Source organism: Asanoa sp. WMMD1127 (assembly GCF_029626225.1).
GTDB lineage: Bacteria > Actinomycetota > Actinomycetes > Mycobacteriales > Micromonosporaceae > Asanoa.
In genome coordinates, this window is record NZ_JARUBP010000001.1 from 7,105,894 (window position 1) to 7,117,368 (window position 11,475).

17 protein-coding genes are annotated in these 11,475 nt (G+C 73.0%); 6 read left to right on the forward strand and 11 right to left on the reverse strand.

Translation table 11 applies throughout. From position 1 onward, the window contains the following. Nucleotides 1-72: 72 nt before the first annotated feature. From O7635_RS34000 to O7635_RS34010, 3 genes are all read right to left on the reverse strand, one after another. On the reverse strand, nt 73-504 hold the full coding sequence (locus tag O7635_RS34000) for a GNAT family N-acetyltransferase (protein ID WP_278084586.1): 432 nt from the start codon (nt 502-504) through the stop codon (nt 73-75). Beyond that, nucleotides 497-919 carry an RpiB/LacA/LacB family sugar-phosphate isomerase gene (locus O7635_RS34005; RefSeq protein ID WP_278084587.1) on the reverse strand — a complete coding sequence of 141 codons (423 nt, stop codon included), beginning with the start codon at nt 917-919 and terminating at the stop codon, nt 497-499. The genes O7635_RS34000 and O7635_RS34005 overlap by 8 nt, the downstream gene beginning before the upstream one ends. A gap of 87 nt (nt 920-1,006) precedes the next feature. Next, nucleotides 1,007-1,564, reverse strand: coding sequence for a dihydrofolate reductase family protein (locus O7635_RS34010; protein WP_278084588.1), 558 nt, complete (start codon nt 1,562-1,564; stop codon nt 1,007-1,009). A 153-nt stretch (nt 1,565-1,717) separates the two neighbouring features. On the opposite strand from O7635_RS34010, the gene O7635_RS34015 reads away from it, so the two are divergent. Both O7635_RS34015 and O7635_RS34020 read left to right on the forward strand, forming a co-directional pair. After that, nucleotides 1,718-2,203 carry a DoxX family membrane protein gene (locus O7635_RS34015; RefSeq protein WP_278084589.1) on the forward strand — a complete coding sequence of 162 codons (486 nt, stop codon included), beginning with the start codon at nt 1,718-1,720 and terminating at the stop codon, nt 2,201-2,203. A 39-nt stretch (nt 2,204-2,242) separates the two neighbouring features. Beyond that, entirely contained in the window at nt 2,243-3,343 is a 1,101-nt protein-coding gene (locus tag O7635_RS34020; RefSeq protein ID WP_278084590.1) for a glycosyltransferase, read from the forward strand. Between the two features lie 201 nt (nt 3,344-3,544). On the opposite strand, the gene O7635_RS34025 is transcribed toward O7635_RS34020, so the two are convergent. The 3 genes from O7635_RS34025 to O7635_RS34035 are packed head-to-tail and all read right to left on the reverse strand — an operon-like array spanning nt 3,545 to nt 4,590. After that, on the reverse strand, nt 3,545-3,886 hold the full coding sequence (locus tag O7635_RS34025; protein ID WP_278084591.1) for a type II toxin-antitoxin system PemK/MazF family toxin: 342 nt from the start codon (nt 3,884-3,886) through the stop codon (nt 3,545-3,547). After that, a complete protein-coding gene (locus O7635_RS34030; protein ID WP_278084592.1) occupies nt 3,883-4,158 on the reverse strand; it encodes a hypothetical protein in 276 nt (91 codons plus the stop codon). Before O7635_RS34030 ends, O7635_RS34025 begins: the two co-directional genes overlap by 4 nt. A gap of 33 nt (nt 4,159-4,191) precedes the next feature. Continuing rightward, on the reverse strand, nt 4,192-4,590 hold the full coding sequence (locus O7635_RS34035) for a VOC family protein (RefSeq protein WP_278084593.1): 399 nt from the start codon (nt 4,588-4,590) through the stop codon (nt 4,192-4,194). A 124-nt stretch (nt 4,591-4,714) separates the two neighbouring features. Here O7635_RS34035 and O7635_RS34040 point away from each other — a divergent pair, with 124 nt between their 5' ends. Together O7635_RS34040 and O7635_RS34045 are read left to right on the forward strand one after the other, a co-directional pair. Then, nucleotides 4,715-5,506 (forward strand): maleylpyruvate isomerase family mycothiol-dependent enzyme, encoded by a 792-nt coding sequence (locus tag O7635_RS34040; protein WP_278084594.1) that lies wholly within the window; start codon nt 4,715-4,717, stop codon nt 5,504-5,506. Continuing rightward, a complete protein-coding gene (locus O7635_RS34045; RefSeq protein ID WP_278084595.1) occupies nt 5,507-6,622 on the forward strand; it encodes an epoxide hydrolase family protein in 1,116 nt (371 codons plus the stop codon). Here O7635_RS34045 and O7635_RS34050 read toward each other — a convergent pair. Both O7635_RS34050 and O7635_RS34055 read right to left on the reverse strand, forming a co-directional pair. Beyond that, nucleotides 6,619-6,783 (reverse strand): hypothetical protein, encoded by a 165-nt coding sequence (locus tag O7635_RS34050; protein WP_278084596.1) that lies wholly within the window; start codon nt 6,781-6,783, stop codon nt 6,619-6,621. The genes O7635_RS34045 and O7635_RS34050 overlap by 4 nt on opposite strands. Then, entirely contained in the window at nt 6,764-7,000 is a 237-nt protein-coding gene (locus O7635_RS34055; protein WP_278084597.1) for a hypothetical protein, read from the reverse strand. The genes O7635_RS34050 and O7635_RS34055 overlap by 20 nt, the downstream gene beginning before the upstream one ends. A gap of 107 nt (nt 7,001-7,107) precedes the next feature. Here O7635_RS34055 and O7635_RS34060 point away from each other — a divergent pair, with 107 nt between their 5' ends. Continuing rightward, nucleotides 7,108-7,752: a response regulator transcription factor gene (locus O7635_RS34060; protein WP_278084598.1), complete on the forward strand. Its 645-nt coding sequence runs from the start codon at nt 7,108-7,110 to the stop codon at nt 7,750-7,752. Nucleotides 7,753-7,795: 43 nt separating this feature from the next. Here the strand turns inward: O7635_RS34060 and O7635_RS34065 are convergent, their stop codons facing one another. Continuing rightward, nucleotides 7,796-8,710, reverse strand: a complete 915-nt coding sequence (locus tag O7635_RS34065) for a manganese catalase family protein (RefSeq protein ID WP_278084599.1) — start codon at nt 8,708-8,710, stop codon at nt 7,796-7,798. Nucleotides 8,711-8,839: 129 nt separating this feature from the next. On the opposite strand from O7635_RS34065, the gene O7635_RS34070 reads away from it, so the two are divergent. Next, nucleotides 8,840-10,096 carry an Nramp family divalent metal transporter gene (locus O7635_RS34070; RefSeq protein ID WP_278084600.1) on the forward strand — a complete coding sequence of 419 codons (1,257 nt, stop codon included), beginning with the start codon at nt 8,840-8,842 and terminating at the stop codon, nt 10,094-10,096. Here O7635_RS34070 and O7635_RS34075 read toward each other — a convergent pair whose 3' ends face one another. Then, nucleotides 10,097-10,756 (reverse strand): MBL fold metallo-hydrolase, encoded by a 660-nt coding sequence (locus tag O7635_RS34075; RefSeq protein ID WP_278084601.1) that lies wholly within the window; start codon nt 10,754-10,756, stop codon nt 10,097-10,099. Between the two features lie 13 nt (nt 10,757-10,769). Then, nucleotides 10,770-11,468: a maleylpyruvate isomerase family mycothiol-dependent enzyme gene (locus tag O7635_RS34080; RefSeq protein WP_278084602.1), complete on the reverse strand. Its 699-nt coding sequence runs from the start codon at nt 11,466-11,468 to the stop codon at nt 10,770-10,772. Nucleotides 11,469-11,475: the final 7 nt, after the last annotated feature.

An 11,475-nucleotide genomic window follows, 5' to 3' on the forward strand; every position in this document is an offset into this window, starting at 1 on the left:
AGCGAAGCGGAGCGGTCCCCGGCGGGAGCGACGGTCGTGCCCCCGACGGACCCGGGATCGCCTGCTCCCGATCTAGGGCAGGTCGCGGGTGAGGATCACGCGGTCCTGGCCGGGGCCGCTGTAGTCGGCGGCCAGGGCCGCGGTGAAGCCGAGCCGTTCGTGGAAGCGGATCGAGTCCGCGTTGGCCGGGCCGGTGATGGCCTTGAGGCGGGTGGCGCCGCGCGCCCGGGCCGCGTCCGCGAACGCTTTGTAGAGGTGGCGGCCGACTCCCGTCCCGCGGGCGCGCCGGTGCACCGCGACCGCGTGGATGTAGCCGACGTGGGCGGGGGCGACGAAGCCGAACAGGTAGCCGTCGACCGCGCCCGAGACGAAGGCGGTGTCGCCGAACTCGCGGACGAACATCGGGTGGTGGAGGTGGCGGACGTCGCGATCGCCCCAGTACGCGGGGAGGTCGTCGAGGATCGCGGCCAGGTCGCGTGGGGTGGCGCGGCGCAGGTCAGTCATCGAGCGCACCGAGCCGGGCGATGTTGGCGGCCTCGTCGGGGTCGGGCCCGGTGGTGTCGAGGAAGGCGGCCAGGACCTCGACCGCCACGTCGGGGGCCAGGCGTTTGAGGCTCAGCGCGAGGACGTTGGCGTCGTTCCACTTGCGGGCGCCGCCGGCGATCCAGGGGTCCCAGGCCAGCGCGGCGCGTACGCCGGTGATCTTGTTGGCGGCGATGGCCGTGCCCGTGCCGGTCCAGCAGAGGACGACGCCCAGGTCGGCGTGGCCCTCGGCGACCGCGCGGCCGACGGCGGCGCCGATGTCGGGCCACTGCTGGTCACCTGTCACGTCGACGACCTCGATCCCCCGGTCGGCCAGCGCCTGCTGGACGGCCCGCGTGGTCTCGTTCGCGTCGTCGGCTCCGTACGCCACCCGCATACCGCCCAGCCTACGGGTCGAGCCGGCCGGCCCTCAGCCCGGCCAGCAGGGCGGCGCCGCCAGCACCGACCGTCCGATGTGGAGCACTCACGTCGAGACCGTGAAGCGCAGCGATGTGCGCATGCCGACCTCGAGCACCCGGGTCTTGCGCAGGCCGAGCGCGGCCAGGTCGGCGTCGGCCTCGAACAGGCGCCGGCCGCCGCCGAGCAGCACCGGCATGACGTCGAGCCGCAGCTCGTCGACCAGGCCGCGGGTGAGGAGCTGGTGCCCCAGGTCGACGCCGCCGACGACGGTGACGTCGCGCTCGCCGGCCGCCTGCTTCGCCGCCGCGACCGCCGCCTCCGGCCCGTCGGTGACGAACGTGAACGTGAGCCCGCCCGACTCGCGCGGGTGGGTGGCCGGCGGCTGGTGGGTAACGACGAAGATCGGGACCTGGAACTCGTACGAGCCCGCGTAGCCGTCCGGGTCGCCCATCGCGAACGTCTTCCGTCCCATGAGGACGGCGCCGGTCTCGTCGACCATCTCCGTCATGTAGTGGGTCGGCCGCAGCTCGGCGAGATCCGGATAGAGCGGCGCGGCGCTGCCCTCCGCGTCCTCGACGTAGCCGTCCACCGACACGGTCATTCCGAAGATCACCCTCGCCATGGCCCGAACGTACCAGCGGGCCGCCCTTCTTCGTACGTGGACGAACCGGTGGTACGGCGGGTGGCGTACCCGATGTGCCGTTCGGCGGCGGACGCCCGGCGCCTCGCCTTCCACGACGCTGAGCGGGCAGTCAAACACGAGGGGACGGACGTCATGTCAACGATCGCGATCCGACTGGGCGGAGCCCAGCGCCGGCTCACCGACCTGCTGGCCCGGCACAGCATCGACCTGCTCCGGATCAGCCTGGGCCTGGTCTTCCTGGGCTTCGGGGCGCTCAAGTTCTTCCCGGGCGCCAGCCCGGCCGAGGCGCTGGTCGCCCGCACCATCGACGCCCTCAGCTTCGGGCTGGTCACCGGCACCGGCGCGGTGGTGCTGTGCGCGGTCGCCGAGTGCTTCATCGGGATCACGCTGATCACCGGCCGCCTGCTCAAGACCGGCCTGGTGGTGCTGGCCGCGTCGTTGGCCGGGATCATGTCGCCGCTCGTGCTGTTCTTCACCGACCTGTTCCCGGGCACGCCGACGATCGAGGGACAGTACGTGGCCAAGGACATCGTGCTCGCCGCCGCCGCCCTGGTGGTGGCCGCCCGGGCGCTCGGCGCCCGGCTGGTGTCACCGGCCGCTCGCCCCGACGCGGGCTAGGGTTTGTCGCAAGGCACGCGCAGAGAAGAGGACGAACCCGTGCGGATTCTGTTCGTCGCAGCCCCGCTGATCGGTCACCTCTATCCCATGGTTCCGCTGGCCGAGGCCCTGCGCGCCGCCGGACACGACGTTCTCGTCGCGTCCGGCGGTGACGCCGTGGCCCGGCCGCCGGCCGGCTTCCCGGTCGAGGACGTGGTCGCCGGCCCGTTCAACTTCGGCCGGATCGCGCTGGGCACGATGCTGAGCCGCCCGCGGTTGCTGGTGCGCGAGCTGGCCGGCCGGGCCGGCACGGACGCCGTCGGCCACATCTTCGGCGCGGTCAACGACCGCTTCGTCAACGCCACGACCGCGCTGGTCGAGCGGTGGCGCCCGGACGTGGTCGTCCACGAACCGCTGGCCGGCGCCGGCGCGGTCGCCGCCGCCCGCCACGACGTGCCGGCCGTGCTGCACGGCAACACGCTCTTCGACGACGCGATCCTGCTCGCGGTGACCACCGCCAGGATGCGCACCCGGACCACCGTGCCGGCCAGCGCCGTGGTGCTGCGGATCAGCCCCGACAGTGTGGTGCCCGGCGCGAGCGGCCAGCCGATGCGACCGGTCGGCTACGGCGGCGGCGCCAGCCTGCCGGCGTCGCTGCGCGAACCGGGGACCATGCCCCGGGTGCTGGTCAGCCACAGCACGATCGCTGGCCCGGGCTCCACGGCGGTGCTGGACCGCATCGTCCGGCTCGCGCCGCGGGTCAAGGCCGAGTTCGTGCTGCTCCGGGCCGCCGACCGGCTGGCCGGGCGCACGCTGCCGCCGAACGTGCGCGCGGTCGGCTGGGCGCCCGTCCCGGAGGCGCTCGAAACCGCGAGCGCGATCATCCACCACGGCGGCGCCGGCACCATCTTCGCGGCGCTGGCGGCGGGCGTCCCGCAGCTGGTCACGCCGGGGCCCGGCGACCGCGCCCACAACGCGGACGCCGTCGCCACCCGCGGCGCGGGCCTGGCGGTCCCGGTCAAGCGCATCGACGTGGCTGTCATCGAGCGCCTCCTGACCGACGCGCCGCTCCGCACCGCGTCGGCCGAGGTGGCCGCCGAAATCGCCGAGATGCCTTCCCCTACCGAGATCGCCACCACGGTCTTCCCCAAGTTCGCCTGACCAGCGACAAAGCCAGGCAGCCAGGCGGCGTCGTTCCGAAGCCAGCGGTGCGGCGTCGTTCCGCAGGCAGCCGGGCGGGCTGCCTCGCAGCCGGCGGTTCAGTGCGGGCGATCAGCAGCGGACCTGGCAGCGCAGCGAAGCGGAGCGGTCCCTGGCGGGAGCAACGGTCGCGCCCCACGCGGGCCCGAGTCATGCCTCCGATCAAAGATCCAGGAAGTAACGCAGCACTTTGCGGATGTCGTCGAGTTCGTCGGCGCTGACGCGGCCGAGCCGGCGGCCCAACCGGGACGCGTCGATGGCGCGGACGTCCTCCGGGCAGGCGAAGCTGGGCCGGTTGAGGCCCGATGCCCGGCTCGACACCCGTGGCTGGGTGACGAGCCCACGATCGTTGCCGGTCAGCGGCACCACCACGGCCATGTTGATCGGCAGCGCGTGCATCGCGTTGGCCGAGACCACCACCACGGGACGCCGGCCGCTCTGCTCGCGGCCGACGGTCGGATCGAGCGTGGCGACCCAGATGTCGCCGGTCTCGATCGTGGTCACTCCCACCATCCCTCGTCGTCTCCGTTCGGCACGGTGTCGCGGTCGGTGCCCTGCTGCCAGGCGCGGGACTCGTCGCGATCCCGTTCCCATGCCTGCGGGTCCTCGCGGCGCAGGCGCTCCAGCTGCGTCTGCGCCCGCGCGAAGAAGGCGTCCCGCTCGAGCCGCTCGGTCGCCTCGAGGAGCAAGGCGCCCATGGTGATGCCCCGCTCGCGGGCGAGCGCCGCTAGTCGGTCCCGCACGGAGCTGTCGACCTTGATCGTGGTGGGGCTCATACCGCTGAGAATACCGTTCGGTATACCGACGGGCTACTGCCGCTCGGCCAGCACGTCCACGTAGTGCGGGTTGACCATGATGCCCAGGATGTTGTCGAAGGGGTCCGTGACGGTGGCGGTGATGAAGCCCTCGCCGCGGTCGCGCGGCTCCTCGCGGACCGTCGCGCCCAGCTCCGTTAGTCGGGCCAGCGCCGCATCGATGTCGTCGACGTGCCAGTAGGCCACGACGCCGCCCGCGCCCGTCGGGACCCCGGGAGGCGCGTAGCTGCGGTCGATCAGGCCCAGCTCCTGCTGGTAGTCGCCCAGCCGGAACTCCGCGTAGCCGCCCGGCACCTCGAAGTAGGGCTCGATCCCGAGCAGCTCCGCATACCACCGCTTGGCCGCGGCCAGGTCGTCGGTCCAGTAGCTCATCGTCGCGATCCCCCGGAGCATCGCCCACACCCCTCTCGTTCGTCGATGTCGGAACGCTATCGGCCACCCCTGACAGTTTTGGCCGCCTCGGCGCGGGCATAGGCTCGATCGCGCAAGTCGCCTCCCTCGCGTTTGGAGCTAGCTCATGGCATCCTCCGCCGACCGCGTCATCGCGGTGCTGCGTGCCGGCCACGACGACCTCGCCGCCAAGGTCGCCGGGTTCTCCCCCGACGATCTCGCCCGGCCCTCCGGGTGCGCCGACTGGGACGTCTCCCAGGTGCTCAGCCACCTCGGCAGCGGCGCGGAGATCAACCTGGCCACGCTGGAGGCCGGCATCACCGGCGGCGCTGCGCCCGACGACGAGTTCAACAAGGGCGTCTGGGCCAAGTGGGACAACGCCTCCCGCGAGGAGCGGGCCGCCTGGGTCGTCACCGCCAACGACAACCTGGTGAAGCGCTACGAGTCGCTCGACGACCAGCAGCGCGAAGCGGTACGCGTGCCGTTCGCCTGGATGCCGGCGCCCGTCGACGTGGCCGCCGCCGGGATCATGCGGCTGTCCGAGTTCGCGCTGCACGCCTGGGACGTCGACGTCGCCTTCGACCCGGCGGCCACCGTCGACGCCGCCGCGGCGCCGCTGCTGCTCGCCCAGACGGCCTACATGTTCGGCTGGATCGCCAAGCCCGAGCGCCTCGACGGCCGGACGGCGACGCTGGCGGTCGAGCTCACCGACCAGCCCGAGTCGTTCGGCCTCGCCCTCGGTCCCGAGATCGCCCTCACCGAGGTTCCGGTCAGCCCCGACGGCACCCTGCGCCTCCCGGCCGAGGCCTGGCTGCGGCTCGTGACGGGCCGGCTCAAGCCGGAGCACACCACCCCGCCGGTCAAGATCGACGGCCCGCTCACCCTCGACGACCTGCGCCGGGTCTTCCCCGGCTTCTGAGTGCCCACGCCGTTCCGGATCGCCACGCCGCAGCCGGACCTCGACGACCTGCGCCGCCGGCTCCACGCCACCCGCTGGCCGGAGCCGGCGCCGGTCGACGGCTGGGCGCAGGGCGTACCCCTGGCTTATCTGAAGGGGTTGATCTCGTATTGGGCCGACGGTCATGACTGGCGGGCGACCGAGGCGAGGGTCAACCGGATCCCGCAGGTCATGGTCCACGTCGACGGTCTCGACATCCACGCGCTGCACCTGCGGTCCGGCCGGCCCGGCGCCGTCCCGGTCGTCCTGACCCACGGCTGGCCCGGGTCGTTCTTCGAGTATGAGGCCGTGCTGGCCCCGCTGGCCGACGCCGGCTTCGACGTGGTGGCGCCGTCGCTGCCGGGTTACGGCTTCAGCGGCAAACCGACGACGCCCGGCTGGGACATCCACCGGATCGCGCGGGCCTGGGCCGACCTGATGACCGCCCTGGGCTATCCGCGGTTCATCGCGTCCGGCAGCGACTGGGGCACGAGCATCTCGACGAGCCTCGCGCTGCAGCGACCGGAGCGGTTGCTCGGCATCCACCTCGTGCCCCCGCTGGTGGCGCCGATCCGCGACGACGACCCCCCGCCGGGCGAGGCGGCGGCGCTGGCCGACCTCGCGGACCGCGAGCGGGACGGCTCCGGCTACTCCGTGCTGCACGCCACCCGCCCGCAGACGATCGGCTACTCCCTTGTGGACTCGCCGGCCGGCCTGTGCGCGTGGATCGTCGAGAAGATCTGGTCCTGGGCCGATCACGCCGACGACCTGTCCACTGTGCTCACCGACGACCAGGTCCTCGACGACGTCACCCTCTATTGGCTGACCGGCTCAGGCGCGTCGTCGGCCCGGCTCTACGCCGAGAGCATCGGCGAGGTATCCCGCTGGTTCACCGCCGAAACAGCCGACACGGTACGCGTACCGACGGGTTGCACGGTCTTCCCCAAGGAGGTCCCCCGCCCGTCCCGCCGCTGGGCGCGACGCCGCTTCCCGCACATCGTCCACTGGGGCGAGCCGGCCCGCGGCGGCCACTTCGGCGCCTGGGAACAGCCGGCCCTGTTCGTCGAGGAGCTGACGACCTTCGCCGGCCGGCTCTAGGACTCAGCGTCGTCCTCGTCCCGGGGCTCGTCGTCCGCCAGCGGCAGATCCGACGCCTCGCCCGTGCTCGGCGGCCGCCGGCTGGCCTCGGCCTCGGTCTCGGTCATCGGGGAGTCGGACGCGGCCTCACTGGCACCGCGCTCAACGGGTTCCTGGCTCATGGCGTGCCTCCCTCCGGAGGGCTGGGTGCCCGCTGGCCCGGGCGGTAAACGACCTCCACCACAGGGTGCCCAGGACCGCGGCGGTCAGCGCCAGGTAGCCGGTGAGCACGACGATCGGCCACGACGCGGCGTCGTCGGCCGCGAGCAGCAGCACCAGGGCCGTCGCGACCAGGGTGGTGCGCACCAGGCAGGCGCGCCATTGTCGGGTCGTCAGCATGGTCGTCGCGTACCCGGCCGGCCGGCCCCTCCGGGTCGCCGCCTGTCCCCGCGGGGCCACGGCGACACACGACCGGTTTAGCCGCCGGATACGGGGCATGCGTCGGCATGGTTCCCTCAGCGGTGCTCCGGGTGGCCGTCGTCGACCGGCAGCCGTTGTTCATCCGTGGCCTCGCGGCCCTGTTGGCGACGGCGACCGAAGGCCGCGCCGAGGTCGTGGGCGCCACCGGTGAGGCCGGCGCGGCCGCGGGGTTGATGAACCGGTGCGTTCCGGATCTGGCGCTAGTGGACCTGCACCTCGCCGCGCCGGGCAGCATTCGGGCGATCGGCGCGATCCGGGACGTGCAGCCGCGGTTGCGGGTTGTCGCGATGTCCGAGCGGGACGAGCACGACGACGCGCTGGCCGCCCTGCGCGCGGGCGCGGACGGCTACCTGCCGAAGGCCCGGGAGCCGGAGGACGTCGTGCCGATGCTGCGTACCGTCTTCGAAGGCTGGTCGGTGTTGCCGACGGACCTCCTGGCGGCGGTGCTCGGACTCAGCAAGCCGCGGTCGCCCGTGCCCGTCGAGCTCGACCCTGACGAACGGCAGCTGCTCCGGCTCATCGCGCAGGGCTGCGGCACGCTGGAGATCTCGAACCACCTGCACGTCTCCGACCGCACGGTGAAACGGCTGACCGCCGCGCTGCTGCGCAAGCTGCGGGTGGGTACCCGATGCGAGGCCGCCGCCCTCGCCGGCAACGCCGGTCTGGTGTGAGCACGGGGCCAGGCGCTCGTCGCGCCTGACCCCGAAATCTCGCTTATTCGAACGCGCCCTTGATCTTCTTCGCCAGGTTCTGCGCGCCCTGGGCGTGGGCGCCGACCGCGTCGCCGGTCTTGGGTGTCCCCATCGCGCCGTCGTACGTGGCGTACAGCTTCGGGTCCGGCGGCGGCCCGAGCGGCTTGTCGTCGGTGAGCGGCTGGGCGGCGACGACCTCGATGTCCGGGCCGACGAACGACGGGCCCCGCGCCCAGCGGCCCTCCGGCGCCTGGCTGGCGTCGTCGAAGGTCCAGAACGTGTGGTTCTGGTCCGGGTTCTCGTCGTCGCCGTTGGAGTTCTCGAGTCCGTGCTCGTCCACCAGGCCGTCGTCGATCAACTGCTGGATACCGAGGAGCCACTGCTGCTGGTGGTACGTGTCGCGGGCGAGGTTGAACTGCAGCATCGCCTTGACGCCGGGGTCGTCGGTCATGTTGTAGACCCGGCTAGTCATCAGTCGGCTCTGCGCCTCGGCCGCGACGTTGGAGCGGAAGTCGGTCAGCAGGCTGCCGCTGGCCACGATGTAGCCGGCGTTCCAGGGCACGCCCTGGCTGTCCCGCGGCACCGCGCCGCCGCCGCTGACGATCGCGTGCTGCGGGTTCATCCCGCCGATCACCGCGGCCAGGACCGGGTTAGCCGCCACCGCCTTCTCGGTGGTCTCGCCCGGCGCGCCCTCGAGCAGCCGGGCCATCATCGTCACGAGCATCTCGACGTGGCCGATCTCCTCGGTGCCGATGTCCATGATCATGTCTTTGTACTTGCCAGGCATGCGGCAGTTCCAGCCCTGCCACAGGTACTGCATCATCACCGTCATCTCGCCGAACTGACCGCCGACCAGCTCCTGGAGCTTCGCCGCGAACAGCGCGTCCGGCTTCTCGGGCTTGGCCTGGAACTGCAGGTAGTCGGTATGCCGAAACATCACGCCTCCATCCGGTGTGGTTGGTCCAGGGGTCGGTACCCGTTCGACTGGCCCTGTGGGGTCAGCCGGCGGCCTGGTCGGGCCGTGCGGCCCGGGCATGAGCCCCCTGGCGTACGAGGAGGGGGCGCGATGACGATCGTCGAGTTGGTGCTGCGGCCGGTGCCCGTGGCCCGGATGCGCCGCGTGGTCCCGCTGGTGGGGCCGGCGTTCGTGGCCGCGATCGCGTACATCGACCCGGGCAACGTCGCCACCAACCTGACCGCCGGCGCGACCTCCGGCTACCTGCTGGTCTGGGTCGTCGCCGGCGCGAGCATGGTGGCGGCCCTGGTGCAGTTCCAGTCGGCGAAGCTGGGGCTGGCCACCGGCCGCAGCCTGCCCGAGCTGTGCCGGGAGCGATATCCGCGGCTGGGCCGGCTGCTGCTCTGGCTCCAGGCGGAGGTGGTCGTCCTCGCCACGGACCTCGCGGAGTTCGTCGGCGCCGCCATCGGACTGCGGCTGCTGTTCGGCATGCCGGTGGCGATGTCGGCCGTGGTCACCGCCGTGGTCGCGCTGGCCCTGGTCGAGCTGCGCCGCCGCGGCCGCAGCCGACCGTTCGAGCTGATGAGCGTGGCCGCGCTGGGCCTGGTCGGCACGGGCATCATCTGGGACGTGACGACCGTCGGCCACCAGTCGGCGGCCGGTTTCGCCGCGGGCCTGGTGCCGGCCTTCGCGGGCCCGGAGTCGGTCGTCCTGGCGCTGGGCATCGTCGGCGCGACGGTCATGCCGCACGCCATCTACCTGCACTCCGCGCTGGTCCAGCGGCACGGCATGACACCGGCCGAGGCCCGCTCCGAGCCGGGCCTGGTGCGCCGCGCGGTGCGCACCGACTGCCTCTTCGGCCTCGGCGCCGCGGCCGTCGTCAACGTCTCGATGATCGCCCTCGGCGCGGGCCTCGGCGTCGCGACCGCCGGCGCCTGGACGGGCGACCTGTTCGCGGCGCACGAGGAGCTGCTGACCCGCTTCGGCGGCGGAGCGGCGCTCGCGTTCGCGGTCGCCATCCTGGCGTCAGGCGCCTCCTCGAGCGGCGTCGGCACCCTGGCCGGCGACGTGGTGATGCGCGGCTTCCTGGGCGTACGCGTCAACGTCCACGTCCGCCGCCTCGTCACCATGGCACCGGCGATCGCCGCGCTGCTGATCGGCGTACCCCTGACCGCCCTGCTGGTCGCCAGCCAGGTCGTGATCTCCTTCGGCGTCCCGGTCGCCCTGTTCCTGCTGGTCCGCTTCTGCCGCGACCGCGACCTGATGGGCCCGCTGGTCAACGCCCGCACGACGACGGTCGTCGCCGCCGCGGCCGGGGTGGCGGTCGCCGTGGCGGCGTTGGGCGTACCGGTGATGCTGGTGCTCTAGTCACCAGCCGCGGGCGCGCCATTCCGGGACGGACGGGCGTTCGGCGCCCAGGGTGGAGTCCTTGCCGTGGCCCGGGTAGAACCAGGTGTCGTCCGGGAGGGCGGCGAAGAGCTTGCGCTCCACGTCGCCGATCAGGGAGGCGAAGGCTTCCGGGTCGTCGTGGGTGTTGCCGACGCCGCCCGGGAAGAGGCTGTCGCCCGTGAAGAGGTGGGGGGTGCCCGACGGGTCGCGGTAGAGCAGGGCGATCGAGCCCGGCGTGTGGCCGACCAGGTGGATGACCTCCAGCTCGCAGTCGCCGACCGGGATGCGGTCGCCCTCGGTCACCGGCGACGTGGTGATCGGCAGGCCGTCGGCGTCGTCGGGGTGGGCCAGCGCGCGGGCGCCGGTCGCGGCGACGACCTCCTCCAGCGCCACCCAGTGGTCCATGTGCTGGTGTGTGGTGACCACAGTGGACAGCGTGCGGTCGCCGACCAGCTCGAGCAGGCGGGGCGCCTCGTTGGCCGCGTCGATCAGCAACAGGTCGTGTGTGGACAGACATTCCAGCAGGTACGCGTTGTTGTCCATCGGGCCGACCGACAGCTTGGTGATGCGCAGGCCGGAGAGTTCACGGACGTCCGGCGCGCCGCCGGTTTCGACGATTCCGGTGTACGACGACGACATGGCGGGCTCTCCGTTACATCCAGACGGGCGGGGTGGGCAGTGGACCGTCGGGGGTGACGGTGAGGCCGGCGCCGGTCGAGCGGCCGGTCAGCCAGGCGGCCAGCGCGCACGCGCTGCCGGACACGACCGGGCCGCCGGCGCCGACCTGGAGCGGGTGGCCGGCGTCGGTGGGGGTGAGCACCAGCGGGGTCGTGCCGTCGAGGCCGCTGACCACCTCGTGCAGCAGCCGGTGGCCGAACCAGCCGGCCCAGTCGTCGGTCGAGTAGCCGGCCGCCAGGTCGACGTGGTGCACCTCGACCTCGCGCAGCCGGCGCCAGACGCCGAACGCGGCCGCCTGCGGACGGCCCGGGACGTCGAGGATGGTCGACCACTGCTGCGGGGTCAACGCGTCGGCGGCCTCGGCGTAGGCGGCGGCCGACGCGCGCAGGTCGGCCAGCTGCTCCGCGGCGGGGCGGTCGGCGTGGGCGGCGATGTCCGCCTCCCGCTGGCCGGGCTGGTATTGCGGGGTGACCACCCCGGTGCGGGCCCAGATCAGCAGGTTGCGCATGCCGTCGGCGTTGCGGGCGACGTGGGCCAGCACGTGGCCGCGGGTCCACCCCGGCAGCGCGGAGGGCGCCGCCACGTCGGCGTCGTCGAACCCGGCCGCCGTCGCGATCAGTCGCTCGGTCGCGCGGTCGACCTCGGTCATGAGTACGAGTGGATCCGTGCTCACCTGGCGC